Here is a 21739-nt window from a genome sequence, read left to right on the forward strand (position 1 = left end):
GCCAGAACACGGATCACAGCGATGGACGAAACAGCCGCGAAGACGACGCAGATCATGGGCGTCCTCAACGTCACCCCCGACTCCTTCTCCGACGGCGGACTGTGGTTCGACCACGACCGGGCCGTCGCCCACGGACTCGAACTCATGGCCAATGGTGCCGACATCATCGATGTCGGAGGCGAGTCGACGCGTCCGGGATCGGCCCGCGTCGACGAGACCGAAGAGCTGCGCCGAGTCGTCCCGGTCGTCCGTGAGCTCGCCGCAGCCGGAGCCGTCATCAGCGTCGACACGATGCGTGCCCAGGTCGCCGCGGAATCTCTGGCAGCCGGGGCCCACATCATCAACGACGTCTCCGCCGGGCAGTCGGATCCCACCATGCTCAGCGTCGCCGCCGAGACCAGAGCACCCATCGTGCTCATGCACTGGCGCGGCTACCTCGATCAGGCCTCGGCGACCTTCCACTACGACGATGTCGTCGCCGAGGTGATCGCTGAACTGCGCACCCGCATCGACGAAGCCATCGCCGTGGGCGTCGAACCGGCGAACATCATCGTCGACCCCGGTCTCGGATTCTCGAAGAACGCCGAACACAACTGGCAGCTGCTCTCAGCTCTCGACGCATTCTCCGCCCTCGACCACCGGCTCCTCGTCGCCGCCAGCCGGAAGCGCTTCATCGCCTCCCTGCTCAGCCCCGACGACCCGAAGCAGGCCGAACAGGCGGCGAAGGATCAGGCCACGGCCACGATCTCCGCGATCTCCGCACAGGCCGGCGCCTGGGCGGTCCGCGTCCACGATCCGGCCACCTCGGCGGTCGCCTGCAAGGTCATCGCCGCGGTCAGGGAACACTCCGCAGCCGCGAACCACGCAGCGAATGCCGGCACCGATGGAGTCGGACGGTGACCGGCACCGAGGCGGCTCCCGACCGCATCGAACTGCGCGGGCTCACGGTCCGTGGCAACCACGGCGTCTTCGACTTCGAGAAGCGCGAGGGTCAGGATTTCGTCATCGACGTCACCCTCCACACCTCGGTGGAGCGCGCCGCAGCCACCGACGACCTCGCCGAGACGATCCATTACGGTGAACTCGCCGAGGATGTCGCGGGAATCGTCGAGAACAACACCTTCGACCTCATCGAAACGCTGGCCGAACGCATCGCCGATCACTGCCTGAGCCTGTGCGAGCACGTCGAAGTCGTCGTCCACAAACCCTCCGCACCGATCCAACGGACCTTCGACGATGTGCGCATCCGCGTCGAACGATTCCGCAGCACCGCCTCGGCGGGGGAGTTCGCCACCGCTGCGAACGCCGTGCACGCTGTGCCCCCTGCGGCAGCTTCGGACGGCGGGGAGACCGCTGCGTATCTCAATCTCGGGGCGAACCTCGGCGATGCCGCGGACACCCTCGACCAGGCGGTGGCCGCCCTCGACCGGCACCCGGAAATCACCGTCACGTCCCGGTCCTCCCTCTTCCGCACCGCGCCCTGGGGCGGAGTCGAACAGGACGACTTCCTCAACCTCGGAGTGCTGGTGACCACCACGCTGCCGGCGCTCGAACTGCTCTCGGTGGCGCAGGGGATCGAAGTCGCCTGCGGGCGGACGCGCGAACTGAGGTGGGGACCGCGCACCCTCGACATCGACCTCATCCGCTTCGGAGGCGAGGAAGCAGAGCTGCGCAGTCAGACCCCGCGACTGACGCTGCCGCACCCGCGTGCCCATGAACGCGCCTTCGTCCTCGCCCCCTGGGCCGAACTCGTCGGCGACACACTCATCGACACTCCGCAGGGGCGCCGCCCCATCAGCGCGGTTCTGGCCGAACTCGACGACCAGGACATCTCCCGGATCACCTCTGGATAACCGCCCGCGATCTGAGAGACTGGGAACCATGCAGAGAACCTCGTCGTCCACCCTCGCCGTCTGGGCCGTCATCGGCACGGTTCTCGCGATCGTGGTCGACGTGGTGCTCGAAAGCCAGGGGTTCTCACTGCCCGGTCTGCCATGGTTCGCCGTCATCGGCATGCTCGTCCTCGCCGCCATCCTGTTTCTGCTCGGCTGGCCCATCAAGAAGTGGAACGACGGGGACCGGACGAAGGAGATCGACCCGCTCCAGGCGGCGAGAGTCGCGATCATGGCCAAGGCCAGCGCCCTGACGGGGGCCGGACTCTCCGGCTGGTATCTCGGAAACGCGGGGTACTACTTCCTGTCGGCACCGGGGATCCGCAACGATCTGGCCGCAGGTATGCTTGTCGCAATGATCGCCGCCGCCGTGCTCATGATCGTCGGAATGATCGTCGAGGGATTCTGCGAGATCCCACCTCAAGACCCGCCGGGAGCTGAAACAGCATGAACCGCGACCTCTCCTTCTCCATCGGAGCCGATGTGCCCTTCAACCGGGTCAGCCCGAAGTACGGGCTGAAGGAGGTCCTGGCCTCACTGACGCTGCTCGTTCCGCTGCTCGTCGCCGCCCTGGTCTTCGCGATCATCTTCAACTCCGAAGTGCCCTGGCTGCATCTGGTCTGGATCGCCGTCCTCGTCTACGGCATCATCTCAACGGTCATCATCCTCCGCCAAGCTCGCGCCATCGGCTATGCCGAACGTGAGGACGACCTGCTCGTCCGCCGCGGCATCATGTTCCATCGCGCCACCGTCGTGCCCTACGGTCGGCTCCAATTCGTCGACGTCGACGCCGGCCCCATCGACCGCATGTTCGGCCTGGCCACCGTCAAACTCAACACCGCCTCCGCCGCGACCGACGCGACGATCCCCGGACTGCCCCGCGCCGAAGCCGATCGCCTGCGCGACAGCCTCGCCGGACTCGGCCAGGCCAACCTGGCCGGACTGTGACGATGAGCGACGAACCCTCGTTCGACAATCCGGACACCACCACCGAGGCGGCCGTGCCGGAGGTCTGGCACCGTGTCCATCCGCTGACGCCGATCCTCGAGAGCCTCGGCGTCCTCGTCGGCATCTTCATCGCCGCGGCCTACGGTCTGCAGAACTTCTTCCAGAGCGCCGTCGAAGACCTGGCCTCCGGTCGTTCCGTCAACCTCACCTTCGCCGAATGGCTGGGCGCCCATCCGCTGGTCATCCTCGCTGTCGTCGGCGGGATCGTCCTCGTCCTCCTGCTCACCGCTCTCTTCAGCTGGTTGGCGTGGCGCGTCATGGGCTACCGCGTCGACGCCGAAGCGATCTACTATCGGCGCGGACTGCTGTCGAAGAAGCTGCGCAAGGCCCGACTCGACCGCGTGCAGTCCATCGACCTGCAGCAGAAGCTGCTGCCGCGCCTGCTGGGAATGGCCGAACTCGTCTTCGACGTCGCCGGGGGCACCGACTCGAACATCTCCCTGAAGTACCTGTCGAAGAAGCGGGCCGAAGAGCTGCGTGACGAACTGCTGGCCGCCGTCCGCTCCCGCAGGCAGGGGCACACCCGCACCGAGGCCGCCCCCGGCACACCTGGATCCGCTTCGTCGGCGTCCGCGTCGGCTGGTGCCGGTTCGGCTGGGTCTGAGGTGCCGACCGATGGTGCGGCAGCGCATCTCGCTGCGGGGCCGTCCGTGCCGGCCATGGCGGGCGCCGCCGACGACAGCGGCACCTCAAGGTCCAGCGGGCAGGCCGGAGCCGATCTCTCGGTTCCCGAACGGGGCGGCGACAGCCTCGGTGTGCGGCTGACCAAACGGCTGGGTTACTTTGCCGATGAAGTCTCCGGTGAAGCCGAATCCAGCCTCGGCGATCTGCTCGCCCCGTACAACCTCAGTCCGCGGGTGGGCGACGAGGGCGAGATCATCCGGGTGCCCGTCCACCGGGTCGTCGTCTCCTCCCTGCTCAAGACCGAGACCCTGGTGTCCGTGGGCGTCGTCATCGTCGTCGTCATCACGGCGATCGTGCTCTTGGCCTTCGGAATCAAAGAGGCGTTCATCCCGATCCTCGTCGGTGTTCTGCCCGGTGTCTTCGCGGCGTTCTCCGTGTTCCGGAAGAACCTCGACAATGCGAACTTCGTCGTCCGCCTCGGCGAGAACGGGCTGGCCGTCAACCACGGACTCTTCTCCACCTCTCGCAAGGTCATTCCGCTCGACCGCATCCAGGCGGTGGCACTGCACCAGCCGCTGCTGTGGCGGTGGGCCGGCTGGTGGGAGGCCCAATTCAACATCGCCAGCGACGGCGGCAAAACCGAATCGAACCTGCTGCTGCCTGTCGGAGACATCGATCAGGCACTGCTCATGGTCGGGCTCTCCCTGCCGGACCCGCAGCTGCCCGATGACATCGGTGCCGACACCTTGGTGCGCTCGGCGATGTACGACCGGAAGTCCGCCGACCCGAACGCGGCCGCGGCCGAAGAGCTGTTCCAGCCGCAGCCGCGATCGTCACGACTGGTCGATCCGCTCGTGTGGAGACGACGGGCCTATGCGCTCACCGATTCCATGCTCGTGCTGCGCCTGGGCATCCTCGACCGCCGCGTCGACTTCGTTCCCCATGTCCGCGTCCAATCCCTGAGCTACTATCAGGGACCGCTGATGCGGGCGCTGAAGCTGGGCACGGTGGCCGTGCATTCGACCGCCGGACCCATCACCCCGCTCGTGAAGCACCAGAGCGCGGACGGAGCCAAACGCTTCTTCACCGAACATGCCGAACGCACCCGGATCGCCCGCCAGACCTTCGACGCGGCCGCGAAGAGCGGCCACACCAACCGCACACAGACCCTCGAGGAGGACGACGGATGAGCCAGAGCGACGCACCGAGGCTGGGCATCGGAATCATCGGCTGCGGCCGAGTCGGAGCCAGCATCGGAGCCGCTTGGCGGCAGGCCGGGCATGCGATCATCGGCGTCAGCGCCACTTCGGCGGCGAGCCTCGAACGCGCCGAGGAGATGCTTCCCGGAGTGCCCGTCCTCGACCCGGACGAGATCACCGAGCGCGCCGAACTCGTCCTCATCGCCGTCCCTGATGACGAGATCGCACCCTTGGTGACCGGCCTGGCGAACCTCGGACGCATCCACGCCGGGCAGATCCTCATGCACTGCTCCGGCCGGTACGGAACGGAGGCCCTCGAAGCCGGGACCAGCCTCGGCGCTCTGCCCATCGCCCTGCACCCGTCGCTGACGTTCACCGGAACCGAAGTTGATCTCAGCCGGCTGCGGCAGGCGACGATCGCTGTCACGGCCCCGGCCCCGATCCGTCCGGTGGGGGAGGCCCTCGTCGTCGAACTCGGTGCCGAACCGATCGACATCGCCGAGGCGGACCGTCCCCTCTACCATGCGGCCATCACCCATGCGTCGAACCATTCGATCACGATCCTCACCGAAGCCATGGAGCTGCTCGCCGAGGCGGGGGTCGCCGATCCCTCGGCGGTTCTCCACACCCTCGTCGATGCCAGCGTCGCCAACACCATGCAGAACGGGCCCAAGGCGCTGACCGGACCGATCAGCCGCGGTGACGTCGGAACCGTCGAAGCGCACCTGGCGGCGTTGACCGAATTCAGCCTCAGCCGGTCGAACCCGTCCGTGCGCAACAGCTACATCGCACTCGCCCGGTCGACGGCCGCGAAGGCCCTGGCAATGGGGCGGATCACAGAAGCCCAGGCACAGCAGATCCTGACCGCTCTGGACTGACCGCCGAATTCCCCCGTACGGCCCGTCCACGGTAGCCTTGAAGCATGGCGAACACCGACTCGAAGACACCTGAGAACGCAGACCTTTCACCCGAACACCTCGATCCGGAACAGATCCGGATCCGAAAGGACAAGCGCCAGCGTCTCCTCGATGACGGAACCGATGCCTACCCCGTCACGGTGCCCCGCACCCACAGCCTCGCCGAGGTCCGCGCTGCCCACGACGGACTCGAAGCGGGGGAGGAGACCGACGACATCGTCGGCGTCATCGGCCGCGTCGTCTTCGTCCGCACCACCGGCAAACTCTGCTTCGTCACGCTGCAGGCCGGTGACGGCACCCGTCTGCAGGGCATGCTCTCGCTGCGCGAAGTCGGTCAGGAGCGCCTGGATGACTTCAAGACCGACGTCGACCTCGGCGACTTCCTGTTCCTGCACGGCCGCGTCATCAAGTCCAAGCGCGGTGAGGTCTCCGTGCTCGCGGATTCCTGGACCATGGCATCGAAGGCCATCCGTCCGCTGCCCGGCCTGCACACCGAGCTCGCCGAGGACACCCGCGTCCGTCAGCGCTACCTCGACCTCATCACCCGCGAACAGGCTCGCGAGACCATGCTCACGCGTTCGAAGGTGATGTCGTCGCTGCGGCGGACCTTCGCCGACCAGGACTTCGTCGAGATCGAGACGCCGATGCTGCAGACCATGCACGGCGGAGCCTCGGCGCGCCCGTTCAAGACGCATATGAACGCCTACGACATCGACATGTACCTGCGCATCGCCCCCGAGCTGTTCCTCAAGCGGGCGATCGTCGGCGGAATCGAGAACGTCTTCGAGATCAACCGCAACTTCCGCAATGAGGGAGCAGACTCCACTCATTCCCCGGAGTTCGCGATGCTCGAGGCCTACCAGTCCTTCGGCGACTACCACTCGATCGCCGATCTGACGAAGACCCTCATCCAGAACGCCGCCCAGGAAGCCACCGGATCGCTCGTCGTCACCCTCGACGACGGCACCGAATACGACTTCGGCGGAGACTGGCCGGTTGTGAGCATGTACGACTCCCTGTCCGAGGAATCCGGCGTCGAGGTGACCCCGGAGACCGGTCTGGACGTCCTCGACAAGATCGCCGCCGACAACAACGTCGACCTGGGCGGTGTCTTCCGCTCACACGGAAAGTACGTCGAAGAGCTGTGGGAGCACTTCTACCAGGACAAGCTCTGGGCTCCGACATTCGTCACCGATTTCCCCGTCGACACCTCACCTCTGGTGCGTGAGCACCGGACGAAGGAGGGCGTCGTGGAGAAGTGGGATCTGTACGTGCGCGGCTTCGAGTTGGCCACCGGCTATTCGGAGCTCGTCGACCCGATCATCCAGCGGCAGCGCTTCGAAGCTCAGGCTGCGGATGCCGCTCGCGGTGACGACGAGGCGATGGGCCTCGATGAGGACTTCCTCATGGCGATGGAGCACGGAATGCCGCCGACCGGCGGAATGGGAATGGGCCTCGACCGTCTGCTCATGGCACTGACAGGTCTGGGAATCCGCGAAACCATTCTGTTCCCATTCACTAAGCCTCTGGCTTCTTCGCAAGAGGATTCGGCTCAGGAGGGCTGATTTACGATGTTGGATATCATCAAAGCGCTGCTCCCGTCGATCTGTGTGGGATTGCTGTTCTGGTATGTGTTCCGGAGTATTGTCCGCGCAGATCGCAATGAACGCCAACAGGTTGATAAATACTATTCAGAGATCGAAGTTAGCGGAATCGACGATAATCCGGAAACGGATGTTAAGATGACAGCGACAAAATCCTCTGATTATGAAAAGAGTGAACATGGCAAGGGAAATGCGCCTCGTTCTCACGGATGATTTCGACGGAAGCGAAGCGGCGGAAACCGTTCGTTTCAGCCTCGACCAGGCAACGTACGAACTCGAGCTCTCAACCGAGAATGCCGACAAGCTCCGTGAAACGTTCGCCCCATTCATCGCCAAAGCACGTCGTGTAGCCAACACCGGTGGCCGTGGCCGTCGTGCGGGCTCGTCGGGACCCAAGCGGGACACGGCGAAGATCCGCGAGTGGGCTCAGAACAACGGGTACCAGCTCGGTGATCGTGGACGGATCCCGCTGGAGATCGTCGAAGCATACGAAGCAGCGGAGAAGTAAGAGGCTCATTCGAAAGCCGATAACTTCCGATTAGGCCCGAGGGGTCAGCGAATTGATTCGCTGGCCCCTCGGGCCTTTTATATGTGGTCCAGCATTAGCAAATGCCATCATCTGCTGATGTGGCAGGACAGCAGTGATGAAGCGTCACAGACAATTGCCAGGTGCAGAGTAGTTGAAAGTCGTAACGATCAATGGGCGGAGCAAATGTTTCGTCGCAGTGAGCTGCGAATCAAGGAAGCCTGAACTATGGCGGAGGAAAGTCTGCTGCACATCGGGCCGATAATGATGGTGATTCAGTCGGCCGGGTTCAATTGCGCCCGTGCTGCAGCCATATATTCCGGCGCCTCTGTCTGCAATGCGAACAGCCCCAGCTCGACGGGCGACGTCGAATAGAGCTCGCCGCAGTGCTCGGCAAACCGGGGCCAGACCCGACCGCCAGCTTCCTCATACCGAGCCATCGTCGCTTCGAATGCCGAAGCCGAGACGCTGGCGTGGTGGAACATGAAGTCTCGGGCGGGGTCGCCGATCGACGCCGTCGTCCAGTCGAGGATGCTCCGGTTGACGGCTCCGTCCATGAGCTGATGCGCCGGATACACCTCTCCATGGGTCACGGTGGTGAAGGTCGGCCAATAGCTGTCGTCGTCGAGCCACGCTGTCCACCGTCGGAGCAGAGCCGGCGCCACCTCGAACTCCGTGGCGGCTCGGTCGATGTCGTCGCGTTTGCGCTGGCGAAGCTCGGCGGGGGAGAACTCCGGGATCCCGGAGTCCCGGACGACGGCCGGGTCGACGGTGTGAAGTTCGGCGAGGACGGATCCGAGCGACGCGGTGTATTCGGGGGATTCGACGTCGAAATGCCACTGCGGCGCTCCGTCGTCATCGATGGTCAGCCCGGGAGTTCCCGGCAGCAGAGGGTAGGCGATGAGATCCTGCGAGTGGATCTTCCAATCGGGGACCGCGAAACTCAAGTGGGGTGCGATGGCAGTGAGGAATCGGCCCTCGACGTCGGCACGGGCGGAGGCATCCGGACGCCGAGGTATCCGGAGCACCCAGGAACCTCCGTCGACCGCCTCGGCGATGGCGACCTGGAAGTCGAGTCCGAGCTCGTTGATGACGATGGAATCGGCAGTGATGTCGAGACCATGGGCCCGGGCGAGGTCTCGGATGGTCGAACGATCGGTGGACATGTCGGCAACCTCTCTGTCGTGGCCGTGTGGACCTCGAGTCTAGAGAATTTCGCCCACAGCCAAACGGTTTCGGCTCATGGCGAAACCTGCAATAGAACCGCGCTCGTGGTGGTTAGGCTCAGAAGAATCAGAAGACCGAGGAGGATGAATATGTTCGAGCGGTTCACCGACCGAGCACGACGCGTTGTGGTGCTCGCGCAGGAAGAAGCGAAACTTCTCAAACACAACTACATCGGCACCGAGCACATTCTGCTCGGCCTCATCCACGAGGGTGAAGGTCTGGCAGCGAAAGCTCTCGAGGGCATGGACATCTCCCTCGAGCAGGTGCGCGACCAGGTCCAGGAGATCATCGGTCAGGGGCAGCAGGCTCCGAGCGGCCACATTCCCTTCACCCCTCGGGCGAAGAAGGTCCTCGAGCTCAGCCTCCGTGAAGCACTGCAGCTGGGACACAGCTACATCGGCACCGAGCACATTCTGCTCGGCCTCATCCGCGAGGGCGAAGGCGTTGCCGCGCAGGTGCTCGTCAAGCTCGGCGCGGACCTCGGACGCGTCCGCCAGGAAGTCATCAAGCTGCTGTCGGGCTACCAGGGCAAGGAGCCCGTGTCCGCCGGCGGTCGCGAAGAGGGAACCCCCTCGGGATCGCTCGTGCTCGACCAGTTCGGCACCAACCTCACAGCTGCGGCCCGTGAGGCCAAGCTCGACCCGGTCATCGGCCGCCACGAGCAGATGCAGCGTGTGATGCAGATCCTCTCGCGTCGCACAAAGAACAACCCGGTCCTCATCGGCGAACCCGGTGTCGGCAAGACCGCTGTCGTCGAAGGACTCGCGCAGGCCATCGTCAACGGCGAAGTGCCCGAGATCCTCACCGACAAGCAGCTCTACACCCTCGACCTCGGTTCGCTGGTCGCAGGTTCCCGCTACCGCGGTGATTTCGAAGAGCGTCTGAAGAAGGTGCTCAAGGAGATCCGCACCCGCGGTGACATCATCCTGTTCATCGACGAGATCCACACCCTGGTGGGTGCGGGTGCCGCCGAAGGCGCGATCGATGCCGCTTCGATCCTCAAGCCCATGTTGGCTCGCGGAGAGCTGCAGACCATCGGCGCGACCACTCTGGATGAGTACCGCAAGCACATCGAGAAGGATGCCGCTCTCGAGCGCCGGTTCCAGCCGATCCAGGTTCCCGAGCCGTCGCTGGCGCATTCGATCGAGATCCTCAAGGGTCTGCGGGACAAGTACGAGGCGCACCACAAGGTCACCGTCACCGACGGTGCCCTGGCTGCCGCCGTGAACATGTCCGATCGCTACATCAACGACCGGTACCTGCCGGACAAGGCGATCGACCTCATCGACGAAGCCGGCGCCAAGCTGCGCATCTCGCGTCTGTCGGTTCCCCAGGAGGTCCGTGACCTCGAGGAGAAGATCCTCGAGGCCCGCCACCGCAAGGAAGCCGCCATCGATGCTCAGGACTTCGAACTGGCAGCCTCGGAGCGCGACTCCGAGATGAAGCTGCAGAAGGAGAAGGAAGAGCAGACCGAGGCATGGCGCAAGTCCGGCGCCGACACCTCGAAGGTCGTCGACGCCGATCTCATCGCCGAAGTGCTCGCCTCTGCCACCGGCATTCCGATCTTCAAGCTCACCGAGGAGGAGTCCTCGCGTCTGCTGCGGATGGAAGACGAGCTGCACAAGCGCGTCATCGGTCAGGACGACGCGGTCAAGGCGATCTCGCGCGCGATCCGTCGTACCCGCGCCGGGCTGAAGGATCCGAAGCGTCCCTCCGGTTCGTTCATCTTCGCCGGCCCCACCGGCGTCGGCAAGACCGAGCTGGCCAAGGCGCTGTCCGAGTTCCTCTTCGGCGATGAGGACTCGCTCATCAGCCTCGACATGTCCGAATACTCGGAGAAGCACACCGTTTCCCGACTGTTCGGTTCCCCTCCGGGCTATGTCGGCTACGAAGAGGGCGGTCAGCTCACGGAGAAGGTCCGCCGCAAACCGTTCTCGGTCGTCCTCTTCGATGAGGTGGAGAAGGCCCACTCGGACATCTTCAACTCGCTGCTGCAGATCCTCGAGGACGGTCGCCTGACCGACTCGCAGGGCCGTGAGGTGGACTTCAAGAACACCATCATCATCATGACGACCAACCTCGGTACGCGTGATATCTCGAGTGGACTCCAGCTCGGATTCCAGGTCGAGGGTGACACGAAGACCAACTACGACCGGATGAAGCAGCGGGTCAACGAAGAGCTCAAGCAGCACTTCCGTCCCGAGTTCCTCAACCGTGTTGATGACACGATCGTGTTCCCGCAGCTGAGCATGACCGAGATCATCAAGATCGTGGATCTCTTCCTCGAGCGTCTCGACGTGCGCCTGGCCGATCAGGGCATGAAGGTAGACGTCACTGCAGAGGCGAAGGATCTGCTGGCCGAGCGCGGCTACGATCCGGTCCTGGGCGCCCGACCTCTGCGTCGGACCATCCAGCTCGAGATCGAGGACACTCTGTCGGAGAAGATCCTGTTCAAGGAGATCGGCCGCGGCCAGACCATCAAGGTCGACGTCAAGGGTGAAGGAAAGGACGCCGAGTTCACCTTCGAGGGCATCGAAACCGAGAGCCTGAAGCCCGCTGAGGATGACGAGGCCGAACTCGCAGGTTTGGGTTCGTCCGGATCGAGCGGATCCTCGGAGACCTCGGTCTGATCGTTCATCACCTTCTCGGATAACGCGTAAGAGTCCGGGGAGTCGGCAGCAGCCGGCTCTCCGGACTCTTTCGTGTCCAGCGCCGGTGATGGTGTTGAATGGCGGTATGAGCTCTGATGCAGGCGACTTCGATCACGGACGGATCTCCGGGGACCACCACACCAAACACGAACTTCCCGGTGGCCTGTACCTGCGACGAGCGCGGACCGGCGACGTCAAAGGCATCGAAGCCCTCGTCGCACCACTGGCCGAGCAGCGGATCCTGCTCGCCAAGGACACGGTGACGTACTTCGAGTCTCTGCAGGAGTTCTGGCTGGTCGTCGACCCCCAGCCCGACGGGTCAGAGATCCTCGCCGGCTGCGGTGCCCTGCACATCATCTGGGCGGACCTCGCCGAGGCGCGCACAGTCGCCACTTCAGCGGACTACCGGGGCAGGGGAGTGGGCAAGGCGATCATCAGACAGCTGCTCGCCGATGCTCGGGAGATCGGTGTCGACAGGGTGTTCTGCCTGACGTTCGAGACCGGATTCTTCGGATCGCTCGGCTTTGAGCCGATCAAGGGCATCCCCGTTTCGCCCGAGGTCTACGTCGAGCTGCTCCACTCCACCGATGAGGGGGTCGCAGAGTTCCTCGACCTGGCCCGGGTCAAACCGAACACCCTGGGCAACTCGCGGATGATCAAATACCTCTGAGACGGATTTGGGGCACACCCATCAGCGGCCTGTGTTGGCTATGGCTGCGGCCTCACGGCTTGCGACGGCGAATGCCTAGCCCCTAGTCCGGGCATCACCGGTGCGGCAGTGCCAATCGGCCATCGGCCAGCTGAGCCAGTCCGTCGGTGACGAGATCGGTGATGAGTCGCGAGATCCTGTCCTGGTCGGCACTGAGTTCACGCACTCGCTTCACCGCTGCGGCCGTCGATTCGGCCAGAGTATCGATGAGCGTGGGATCGAGGTCGGTCACCGAGGTGGTGAAGACGTCGAGGCTGACGCCATGCTGGTCGTCCCCGGCGGCATGTGCGGCCTTGAGGACGTCCATGATCGCTCCGCGCAGCTGTCGATCCGTACCCGCCCACTTCTGCGTCTTCGGTTTCGTCGCCGAGGCGGGTCTGCCCCTCTGGTTCCACGTGCAGATGTCCTGGAGCGGACAGGCTGGGCAGTCGGGATTGCGTGCCGTGCAGATGAGGGCACCGAACTCCATGACTGCGGTGTTCCACTCCACATGCTTCTCATCGGGGACGAAGTCGGCCGCCCACGCGGACTCCTTCCGACCGGGTGAGGTGGTGGGGCGTTCTCTGCCTGCGAAGAGACGGATGAGGACCCGACGCACGTTCGTGTCCAAGACGGTCGTCTTGCGGCCGAAGGCAAAGGAGGAGACCGCTGCGGCGGTATAGGACCCGATGCCCGGCAGGCGCTCGAGTTCTTCGGTCGTCTCAGGTACCTCATTGTCCAGGTCCGTCGCGATGACCTCGGCGGCTTCCTGCAGCCGGAGAGCCCGGCGCGGGTACCCGAGCCGGTCCCAGGCGTGGAGGACTTCGGCGGTCGGGGCGACGGCGAGATCGGCAGGTGTCGGCCACTGATCCATCCAGGCACGCCACCGCGGTTCGACCCGGGATACGGGGGTCTGCTGAGACATGATCTCGCTGACGAGAATGGCCCAGGCGCTCGTGTTCGGATGCCTCCAGGGCAGGTCGCGGGCGGCTTCGTCGAACCAGGCGATGATGGTGTCCTGAACGCGTCTGAGCACGGGTTCGGCCACCTCGGGGAAGGTGGACGAAGACCCCGAGAGATTCGATTCGGGACCGGCTCGGTGTGTCATTTGGATGCTCATTCGCAATTGCCTAGGCTCAAAGCGATGACTCCTTCCAATCGTGGTTCGCAGCCGAACAGGGCTGCCGGGCAGCCTCGCCAGTCTAGCGGGAAGCTGCCTGCTCACGTGTACCGCAGACGCCGCATCACGCTCGGTGTGCTCAGCCTCGTCGTCGTGGGTCTCCTGGTCCTCGGAATCACCGGCATCGTCAAGGCCATCGGCAGCGGCAGCGACGGATCGGACAAGGTCGCAGCGGAGGAGACGACTCCGGCCGAAACGACAACGGCGCACCGGTGCCGGATAAGAAGGCAGCGAGCGGAAAGTGCCCCGAGGACAAGGTCTCGCTCAAGGCGAAGGTCGATCCGAAATCCGTGAAGGACGGGGAAGAACCCGAATTCGGCATGGTCATCGAGAACGGACACACCGCCACGTGCCTCATCGAGGTCGGCACCGAGAAACAGGAATTCATCGTCGAAAAGGACGGCGACGTCGTGTGGTCGTCGGAGTACTGCGCGGCCTCAAAGGACGAGAATGCCGAGGCCTCTACTGAGTTCGCCCCTGAGTCGGAGAAGACCGCGAAGTTGAAATGGAACCGGATCAAGGTCGACTCGAACTGCAACCGCGAAGACAGTGACTTCGCTCCCGGCGACTATGAGCTCATCGTGAAGCTCGACGACAAGAAGAGCGAACCGACGAAGTTCACCCTCGAAAAGAGCGCCGCCGAGAAGGCCGAGGAGAAGAAGGCCGCGGAGGAGAAGAAGGCCGACGAGGAGAAGAAGTCGGCGGAGGAAACCGGTGAGAAGGACTCCTCGGATGAGGAGAAGTCAGAGGAACCGCAGGACTGAAAACTCAGGCGCCGCGGTAGGACCCGACTCCCCAGGAGTTTCCATCGTGGTCGCGGAAGTCGAATTCGCGGCCACCGTAGTCCTGAGTCTCAACCGGTCGCACGATCGCATGCCCCATGTCGACGATCTCCTGGTAGAGCCGGTCGACTTCTCGTTCGGTGTCGACGACGACATAGATCGAGCTGCCGCCCACCGAATCGAGTGCTGATCCGTCGTTGCGGACCGAGCCGAACATGATCCCGCCGGTGTCACCGAGTGCGAATTCGGCATGATCGACGAGTGCTGGATCCTGCTCGTTGCGGACGAGCAGTCTTTCGGTGAATCCGAGAGTGACCAGCAGTTCGATCGTCGCTGCCGCATCGGTGGTCCGGAATGCTGGAAAAACTGTCGTGGTCATGACACCAGGATGCGCCAAAACCGTGCGAAAGTCCCGAACTTTCTCACTTCTGCTCCCGCAGGGCGCCATTCGTCAGCATGAGTTCGACCGCCCCGGCGATGTGCTCGCACTCCTCGACTTTCATCTTCTCCGGCGTCGCCACATTGGTCATCGCGCCCTTGGCCACGACGGCATGGGTGATGCCCAGACGTTTGGCTTCGTTGAGGCGTTGGCCGAGATTGGGGACGTTGCGGATCTCTCCGGACAGGCTGACCTCGCCGATCGCGACGAAGTGGCGAGCCAGCGGCTTGCCGAGCAGCGCCGAAGCCAGGGACATGCAGATCGCCAGATCGCTGGCCGGTTCCGACAGCTTCGCTCCGCCGACCGTAGCGGTGAAGACATCGCTCTTGGCGAGGTTCGCCTGGGAGACGTTCTGGCTGAGCACAGCCAGCATCATCGCCACACGTGAGGAGTCGACTCCGGAGACGGACCGACGGGACTGGCCGCCGGCGGATTCGGTGATGAGCGATTGGACTTCGACGAGGAGCGGACGCTTGCCCTCCTGCGTCACTGTCAGGCACGTTCCGGGCGGGTTGGCACCGCTGCGGGAGAGGAACAGGCCCGATGGATCCTCGAGACTCTTGATGCCGTTCTCCTCCATATCGAAACAGCCCACGTCGTCGGTGGGGCCGAAGCGATTCTTCACCGCGCGCAGCATGCGCAGACGCGAATGCCTCTCACCTTCGAAGTGCATACGACGTCGACGAGGTGCTCGAGAAGGCGAGGACCGGCGATCGTGCCGTCCTTCGTGATGTGGCCGACGAGCACAGTCGGCAAAGATCGGGCCTTGGCTTCCCTGATGAGGGCGGAGGCGACTTCGCGGACCTGGGTGACTCCGCCGGGGATGCCTTCGACCTCGGAGGATGCCAAAGTTTGGATCGAGTCGACGACGAGCAGCTCCGGCTGTTCGGATTCGATCATTCCCAGTACCGACCCCAGATCGGTCTCGGCGGCGAGGAGCAGCGAGTCGGCCAGGGCATTGATCCGTTCGGCGCGCAGCCGCACCTGACCGGCGGATTCCTCACCGGTGACATACAGAACCTTGACCCCGAACATGGCGATCTTCGCGGCGACGTCGAGCAGCAGCGTCGACTTGCCGACACCGGGTTCTCCGGAGAGCAGGACAACGGCGCCGGGCACGATGCCACCACCGAGCACCCGATCGAACTCGGGGACGAACGTCGATCTCGCCTGCGCGAGCGTCGAGTCGATCTCGCTGATCGGCTTCGCCGCGCTGGATTTCTTGACCTTCGTCTTCACCTTCGACGAGTTGGCGCCCTTTTCTTCAAGGGTGCCCCAGGCCTGGCATTCGGGGCAGCGTCCCAACCATTTGACCGTCGAATAGCCGCATTCCGAGCATGTGAAAGACATACCGCAATTCTGGCACGGGCCGCTGACATGGCAGTTCTGCAAGTATTGACAAGCGAAGGGGCGCCCGACTATGAGTTCGTCGGACGCCCCTGCCGGCAGAGTGCGGCAGCTCGGTCAGTCGAGCGTGGTGAGGATTCGGGGACCATCCTCGGTGATGGCGATCGTGTTCTCCGAATGGGCACCATTCGAACCGTCGGCCAGACGCAGGGTCCAGCCGTCCTTGTCGACGGACAGCTTCTTCGACGTGAACGACCACCACGGTTCGATGGCCAGGGTCAGTCCTGGTTTGAGGACCAGTCCGCGACCGCCCTTGCCGCGGTTGGGCACGTGCGGATCTTCATGCATCGTGTGGCCGAGGCCGTGCCCGCCGAAGTCGAGGTTGACGGGGATGCGGTGGGCATCGGCGACGTCACCGATGGCCTTCGAGATATCGCCGAGGCGGTTGCCGGCTTGGGCGGCACCGATTCCGGCTTCGAGGCCGGCCCAGGTGGTGTCGATGAGGCGCTGGTCCTCATCGCTGCCGTCGCCGACGACGACGGAACGGGCGGCGTCGGCGACCCAGCCGTCGATGGAGACGGCGAAGTCGAGGGTGAGCAGGTCGCCGTCCTTCATCACGTAATTGTGCGGTTTGCCGTGGAGGACGCCGTCGTTGACGGACAGGCAGATGACGTTCCGGAACGGGCCGGAGCCGAAGGAGGGGGCGTAGTCCCAGTAGCAGGACTTCGCTCCGGCATCCTCGATCATCTTCCGCGCGGTCTTCTCCAGGTGCATGATGTCCATGCCCGGTTCTGCGATCGAGGTCAGCTCGGCCAAGGTCTTCGCGACGAAACGGCCGGTCACCGCCATCTTGTCGATCTCGGCGGGCGTCTTCAGCTCAATCACAGGGGTCTCCTTCAATGAGGGGCAGGGTTTCAACAGCGTTCACCGGTCCAGACTCGATTTTAGTCCTCGGTGGTCCCGAAGTCGCGGTCGCCCCCGGATCTGTGGGCAAGGAGACAGCCAGGCGGGGCCACCTACCTGACCCGCTCGATCAAGGGCTCGCTCGAAAATCGCCTCGTCTACGACGTGTGATCCGAGCGAGCCCTTGATCGATGCAAGTTGTGGCCGGGGCCTCAGAGGAACTCGACTCCCTGCGCCAGCGGCAGCTCGCCGGAGTAGTTGATCGTGTTCGTGGCCGGACGCATATAGGCCTTCCACGAATCCGAACCGGACTCCCGGCCGCCGCCGGTCTCCTTCTCACCACCGAAGGCGCCGCCGATCTCAGCACCCGAGGTGCCGATGTTGACGTTGGCGATTCCGCAGTCGGAACGGGACAGGAACTTCTCGGACTCCGCGAGTTCGGCGGTGAAGATCGCCGAGGACAGCCCCTGCGGCACATCGTTGTGGATCTCCAATGCCTCATCGAGATCCGAATACGTGACGACGTAGAGGATCGGGGCGAACGTCTCTTCCTTGACCACAGCGCTCTGAGCGGGCATCCGCACCACTGCCGGTTCGACGTAATGAGCGTTCGGCCGTTCATCGGCGAGCACCCGACCGCCTCCGCACAGGACCTTGCCGCCCTCTGCCTCAGCTTGCTTGAGAGCCGACTGCATCGCATCGAACGATGCCGAATTGATGAGAGGCCCCACGAGCACCCCGTCGTCGGTCGGCGAGCCTATGCTCAACGTCTTGTACGCAGCGACGACCTTGTCGACGAACTCATCGGCGATGGATTCGTGCACGATGAGTCGTCGCAGGGTCGTGCACCTCTGTCCGGCAGTGCCGGCAGCCGCGAAGACCACTCCGCGCAGCGCGAGATCGATGTCGGCGCTCGGGGCGACGATGGCGGCATTGTTGCCGCCGAGTTCGAGCAGGATCTTGCCGAAGCGCTCAGCCACGACCGGCCCGACCTCGCGTCCCATCCGCACCGATCCCGTCGCCGAGACCAAGGCGACGCGCTCATCGCGGACCATGGCATCGCCGATGTCCCGACCGCCGATGAGGACGGGCGCGAGGTTCTCCGGTGCCCCCACCTCGGCAGCGGCCCGAGCCAGCAGTGACTGTGCCCCCAGGGCTGCGAGCACGGCGTTCTCCGACGGCTTCCACGCGACCGCATCACCGGCCACCAGGGCCAGCGCGGTATTCCAGGAGTACACGGCCACGGGGAAGTTGAATGCGGAGATGACTCCGACGACGCCGAGGGGGTGCCACGTCTCCATGAGCCGGTGACCCGGGCGTTCGCTGGGCATTGTCTTGCCCCACAGCTGCCGAGACTGACCGAGCGCGAATTCGCAGATATCGATCATCTCCTGCACCTCACCGGCCGCCTCGGAGGGAGTCTTGCCGGCTTCGACGGTGATGATCTTCGCCAGGTCCTCCTTGTGCTCGCCGAGCAGCTGCCCCCACTGTTGCACCAGCTGGCCGCGGACGGGAGCGGGCACGTCCCGCCAGGTCTCGAACGCGGTTTGGGCCGCGGCGATCTTGTCGCTCGCCGTCTGCGCGGTGTCCGCGGCGATCGTGCCGAGGTCCTGTCCCGTGATGGGGGAGCGGGCCGGAAGGCTCGCCGAGGCGGCCGACCCCTCAAGCACGGAGGCGTCCACTCCGCAGGCGCTCAGTCCTGAGGTGAGGAGGTCGGTGATGGTCTGATCGGTGGGCAGTGCGGTCATTGCTGTCCTTTCGTCGTCTGCTGTGTCGATCGGCTGTTTGGCCGGTCGGTCGTGATGGGTGGGTGTTGGGGAGGTCGGTTGGGAGGAGAAGGTGTGCGAGGACTCAGATCACGTTGAGCTCCTTACGCAGCCCGGTGGTGGTGAAGCGTCGTTTGTCCATGGGAGTCACGTCGACGAAGGGGGTGCGACCGGTCATGAGGTCGGCGACGACTTCGCCGACGGCCGGGCCCATGAGGAAGCCGTGACCGGAGAACCCGCAGGCGTAGAAGAATCCCGGGAGCTCCTCGGCCTCTCCGATGAGCGCATTGTGGTCGGGCGTCATCTCATAGAGTCCTGCCCACCCGTGTTTCGCTTCGACATCGCCGAGGTCAGGGGTGCGGGCTTCGATGTGCTCGGCCAGGGTGGCCAGCCAGTTCGGGTCGCGTTTGTCGTTGAAGGACCAGTCGTCGTCTTCATCGGGGCAGCCGAACAGCAGCCCGGCCCCTTCCGGGTGGACGTAGTAGCTGGTGGAGAAGTCGATCGTGAAGGGCATCGCCGAGGTGTCGAAATCGACGGGTTCGGAGACCATGATCTCCCGCCGCAGCGGCTTCACGGGCAGGTCGACCCCGGCCATGTCCCCGATGGGTCCGGACCACGCACCTGCCGCGACGACGACCTGTTCGCAGCTGATCGTGCCCCGATTCGTGATCACCGAGGTGACCCTGCGATCCGTACCGCCGTTCGTGTCGAATCCGGTGACCTCACATTGCTTGACCACAGTGACTCCGCGTTCGCGGGCGGCGGTGACGAAGCCTGCGACGACGGCTTCGGGGGTGCAGTGACCGTCGCCGGGGTTGAAGGCCCCTGCCACCAGCCCGTCGGTGTTGACGAATGGGGCCAGTTCGGCCACCTCGGCGACGGTGAGCATCCGCGAATCCAGGCCCATCCTCTGTTGGAGAGCCACATTCTCGGTGAAGGTCTGGGCACACTCCTCGGAGTCGAGGAGGAACAGGTAGCCGTTGCTGACGAGATCGATGTCGACGCCGAATTCGGCCTCGAAGTTCCGCAGCACCTCGAGGCCGCGGGCGGCCAAGGCGATGTTGACTTCGTCGGAGAACTGGCAGCGCACCCCTCCGGCGGCCTTCGATGTCGAACCGGCTCCGGGGGTGTCGCGTTCGACGATGACGATGTCGCGGGCTCCGCGTTCGGCCAGGTGGTAGGCGATGGCTGCACCCATGACGCCGGCGCCGATGATGACGACGGAGGCCTTGGTGGGCAGGGCTCCGGTCGTGTCGGGGACCCCGTCGGTGGCAGGGGCGGTGGTCGATGCGGTTGGGGTTTCCACGGTTCACCTCGCTGTCTGCTGCCGGGGCGACCGTCATTGGTCGCCCCGACAGCGGAGAGTGCCGACGACGATGTCGGCGTTTGTGTCTTGACTTCATTGTGGTTGCCATCACACTTAAGGACAAGGGAGAGTTTGTGAACACTGTGTTCAGGAAGTCTAAAAAGAGGGGAGCGCTGCCATGACATGGACGCTCGGACAGCTGCGCACATTCGTCGCTGTGGCTGAACTCGGATCGATGACGCGTGCGGCGGACCATCTCGGCTACAGCGTCGGTGCCGTATCCCAGCACATGGCCGCACTGCGCAAGGTCGTCGATTCCGATCTGTTCACGCGGCGCGGTCGCGGGCTCGTCCTCGCCGAAGCCGGGCGCACTCTGCTGCCCAGGGCCCGGAACATCCTCGCCGCACAGCAGCAGGCGGAGATGGCGATGCTCGGCCGGGATTTCCGCAGCGAAGCGATCGTCACCCTCGGCGTCTTCGGATCGGCGTCGACGACGGCACTGCCGAAGGTCGTGCGAAAACTGGCCGAGCGCCATCCGCATATCGAAGTCCGGGCGCGCGAGATCAACGTCGAGACCATGTCGTCTGCCGTCATCGACGGCGTCATCGATTTGGGGATCGGAATCAACTATCCGGCCGCGCCGTTGCCGCCGATGCGCGGGCTTCGCTGGGAGGCCGTGGCGGACGAGGACTTCGGCATCGTCGCCCGCGGGACGTCCCGACCCGGCGATGCCCGAGCTGGCCGAGGCCGATTGGATCCTCCCACCGGCCGAGGAGCTCTTCGGCCGTGCGATGCGGTTGGCCACCTCGGCGCTGGGAATCAATGCGAAGGAGACCCATATCGTCACGGACACCGCGGTCGCGTTGGCGCTCGCCGGAACCGGGCTCGGCCTGACCTTGGCGACCCCGATCATGATGTCGTTGGGCGGGCCCGACGTCGACCTCCATCCTGTCGCCGAGGCGGGCGGACGAGAGATCATCGTGTTGACCTCTCCGGACCCCAGCGATCCGGTCCGCGCCGTCGCCGAGGTGGTCACCGAGGTCTTCGCATGAGGTTCCGGCCTAGGATGAGGGCATGAGCTTCGACCATCAGTGGAACAAGGTACGCAGGGCCAACCCTGACCATTCGGCGAACTACGCGCAGCGGTGGCGTGATCTCGTGGCCGCGGGGCATGACATCGGCGGCGAGGCCCGGTTCGTCAACGCCATGGCTCCGCGGGGTTCGCGCATCCTCGATGCCGGCTGCGGAACCGGACGGGCCGGCGGACTGCTCATCGACGAGGGGCACACCGTCTTCGGTGTCGACCTCGACGAGTTCCTCATCTCCGTTGCCGAGGAGGACTTTCCCAGCGGTGAATGGCACACCGGCGACCTCGCCGACTTCGATTTCGCCGGTGCCGGGATCGATGAGATCGACGTGGCCTTCTGCGCCGGAAACGTCCTGTCCTTCCTCGATCCTGCCTCCCGTCGGCAGACCTTGGGCAACATCAAGTCGACGCTCAAGCACGGCGGCCGATTTGTAGCCGGTTTCGGTGCAGGGCGCGGTTACGACTTCGACGATTTCATCGAAGACGTCAAGGCCACGGGGATGTTCGTCGATCAGAAGTTCTCCACCTGGGAGCTGCGCCCCTTCGACGCCGACAGCGACTTCATCGTCCTCATCGCCGAAAGGCTGTGAGCC

20 protein-coding genes and 2 pseudogenes are annotated in these 21739 nt (G+C 64.5%); 15 read left to right on the plus strand and 7 right to left on the minus strand.

What is annotated here, in order from left to right; translation table 11 throughout:
- The first annotated feature begins 21 nt into the window (after positions 1-21).
- Genes folP through AC2W7L_RS09045 form a run of 9 tightly spaced genes read left to right on the plus strand, consistent with a single transcriptional unit; the run spans position 22 to position 7752 of the window.
- Positions 22-900: a dihydropteroate synthase gene (folP, locus tag AC2W7L_RS09005; protein ID WP_486004182.1), complete on the plus strand. Its 879-nt coding sequence runs from the start codon at positions 22-24 to the stop codon at positions 898-900.
- On the plus strand, positions 897-1853 hold the full coding sequence (gene folK / locus AC2W7L_RS09010) for a 2-amino-4-hydroxy-6-hydroxymethyldihydropteridine diphosphokinase (protein WP_486004183.1): 957 nt from the start codon (positions 897-899) through the stop codon (positions 1851-1853). The genes folP and folK overlap by 4 nt, the downstream gene beginning before the upstream one ends.
- Positions 1854-1881: 28 nt before the next feature.
- Positions 1882-2343, plus strand: a complete 462-nt coding sequence (locus tag AC2W7L_RS09015) for a DUF3180 domain-containing protein (RefSeq protein ID WP_486004184.1) — start codon at positions 1882-1884, stop codon at positions 2341-2343.
- Positions 2340-2840, plus strand: a complete 501-nt coding sequence (locus AC2W7L_RS09020; protein ID WP_486004185.1) for a PH domain-containing protein — start codon at positions 2340-2342, stop codon at positions 2838-2840. The genes AC2W7L_RS09015 and AC2W7L_RS09020 overlap by 4 nt, the downstream gene beginning before the upstream one ends.
- Before the next feature lie 2 nt (positions 2841-2842).
- Positions 2843-4714 (plus strand): PH domain-containing protein, encoded by a 1872-nt coding sequence (locus tag AC2W7L_RS09025; RefSeq protein ID WP_486004186.1) that lies wholly within the window; start codon positions 2843-2845, stop codon positions 4712-4714.
- Positions 4711-5601: a Rossmann-like and DUF2520 domain-containing protein gene (locus AC2W7L_RS09030; RefSeq protein WP_486004187.1), complete on the plus strand. Its 891-nt coding sequence runs from the start codon at positions 4711-4713 to the stop codon at positions 5599-5601. The genes AC2W7L_RS09025 and AC2W7L_RS09030 overlap by 4 nt, the downstream gene beginning before the upstream one ends.
- A gap of 44 nt (positions 5602-5645) precedes the next feature.
- Positions 5646-7205, plus strand: a complete 1560-nt coding sequence (gene lysS / locus AC2W7L_RS09035) for a lysine--tRNA ligase (RefSeq protein WP_486004188.1) — start codon at positions 5646-5648, stop codon at positions 7203-7205.
- 6 nt (positions 7206-7211) lie between these two features.
- Positions 7212-7457 (plus strand): hypothetical protein, encoded by a 246-nt coding sequence (locus AC2W7L_RS09040; protein ID WP_486004189.1) that lies wholly within the window; start codon positions 7212-7214, stop codon positions 7455-7457.
- Positions 7423-7752: a histone-like nucleoid-structuring protein Lsr2 gene (locus AC2W7L_RS09045; RefSeq protein WP_092015973.1), complete on the plus strand. Its 330-nt coding sequence runs from the start codon at positions 7423-7425 to the stop codon at positions 7750-7752. Before AC2W7L_RS09040 ends, AC2W7L_RS09045 begins: the two co-directional genes overlap by 35 nt.
- A gap of 293 nt (positions 7753-8045) precedes the next feature.
- Here AC2W7L_RS09045 and AC2W7L_RS09050 read toward each other — a convergent pair whose 3' ends face one another.
- A complete protein-coding gene (locus tag AC2W7L_RS09050) occupies positions 8046-8936 on the minus strand; it encodes a macrolide 2'-phosphotransferase (protein ID WP_486004190.1) in 891 nt (296 codons plus the stop codon).
- Positions 8937-9086: 150 nt separating this feature from the next.
- Between AC2W7L_RS09050 and AC2W7L_RS09055 the strand changes: the two genes are divergently transcribed.
- Positions 9087-11627 (plus strand): ATP-dependent Clp protease ATP-binding subunit, encoded by a 2541-nt coding sequence (locus AC2W7L_RS09055; RefSeq protein ID WP_486004215.1) that lies wholly within the window; start codon positions 9087-9089, stop codon positions 11625-11627.
- A gap of 106 nt (positions 11628-11733) precedes the next feature.
- Positions 11734-12318: an amino-acid N-acetyltransferase gene (locus tag AC2W7L_RS09060; RefSeq protein ID WP_486004191.1), complete on the plus strand. Its 585-nt coding sequence runs from the start codon at positions 11734-11736 to the stop codon at positions 12316-12318.
- Between the two features lie 94 nt (positions 12319-12412).
- Here AC2W7L_RS09060 and AC2W7L_RS09065 read toward each other — a convergent pair whose 3' ends face one another.
- The gene (locus AC2W7L_RS09065; protein ID WP_486004192.1) at positions 12413-13444 is read right to left on the minus strand and encodes an HhH-GPD family protein; all 1032 of its coding nucleotides are present in this window, start codon (positions 13442-13444) and stop codon (positions 12413-12415) included.
- A gap of 284 nt (positions 13445-13728) precedes the next feature.
- On the opposite strand from AC2W7L_RS09065, the gene AC2W7L_RS09070 reads away from it, so the two are divergent.
- Entirely contained in the window at positions 13729-14280 is a 552-nt protein-coding gene (locus AC2W7L_RS09070; RefSeq protein ID WP_486004193.1) for a hypothetical protein, read from the plus strand.
- A gap of 4 nt (positions 14281-14284) precedes the next feature.
- Here AC2W7L_RS09070 and AC2W7L_RS09075 read toward each other — a convergent pair whose 3' ends face one another.
- The 5 genes and pseudogenes from AC2W7L_RS09075 to AC2W7L_RS09095 form a co-directional block, all read right to left on the minus strand.
- Positions 14285-14677, minus strand: a complete 393-nt coding sequence (locus AC2W7L_RS09075; protein ID WP_486004194.1) for a VOC family protein — start codon at positions 14675-14677, stop codon at positions 14285-14287.
- A 43-nt stretch (positions 14678-14720) separates the two neighbouring features.
- Positions 14721-16087: pseudogene (radA, locus tag AC2W7L_RS09080) on the minus strand (DNA repair protein RadA).
- Positions 16088-16201: 114 nt separating this feature from the next.
- Positions 16202-16969, minus strand: coding sequence for a type I methionyl aminopeptidase (gene map, locus AC2W7L_RS09085; protein WP_486004195.1), 768 nt, complete (start codon positions 16967-16969; stop codon positions 16202-16204).
- Positions 16970-17199: 230 nt separating this feature from the next.
- Positions 17200-18735, minus strand: coding sequence for an L-piperidine-6-carboxylate dehydrogenase (amaB, locus tag AC2W7L_RS09090; RefSeq protein ID WP_486004196.1), 1536 nt, complete (start codon positions 18733-18735; stop codon positions 17200-17202).
- A gap of 103 nt (positions 18736-18838) precedes the next feature.
- The gene (locus AC2W7L_RS09095; RefSeq protein WP_486004197.1) at positions 18839-20059 is read right to left on the minus strand and encodes an NAD(P)/FAD-dependent oxidoreductase; all 1221 of its coding nucleotides are present in this window, start codon (positions 20057-20059) and stop codon (positions 18839-18841) included.
- Between the two features lie 235 nt (positions 20060-20294).
- Between AC2W7L_RS09095 and AC2W7L_RS09100 the strand changes: the two are divergent.
- From AC2W7L_RS09100 to AC2W7L_RS09110, 3 genes and pseudogenes are all read left to right on the plus strand, one after another.
- Positions 20295-20708, plus strand: a pseudogene (locus AC2W7L_RS09100) (LysR family transcriptional regulator); the annotation flags it as partial.
- A gap of 79 nt (positions 20709-20787) precedes the next feature.
- Positions 20788-21111 carry a type 2 periplasmic-binding domain-containing protein gene (locus tag AC2W7L_RS09105; RefSeq protein ID WP_486004216.1) on the plus strand — a complete coding sequence of 108 codons (324 nt, stop codon included), beginning with the start codon at positions 20788-20790 and terminating at the stop codon, positions 21109-21111.
- Between the two features lie 22 nt (positions 21112-21133).
- Complete coding sequence (locus AC2W7L_RS09110; RefSeq protein ID WP_486004198.1) at positions 21134-21736, plus strand: class I SAM-dependent methyltransferase; 603 nt, start codon at positions 21134-21136, stop codon at positions 21734-21736.
- The last annotated feature ends 3 nt before the right edge of the window (positions 21737-21739 follow it).

The organism is Brevibacterium sp. LAARM3_SD1 (genome assembly GCF_057364765.1).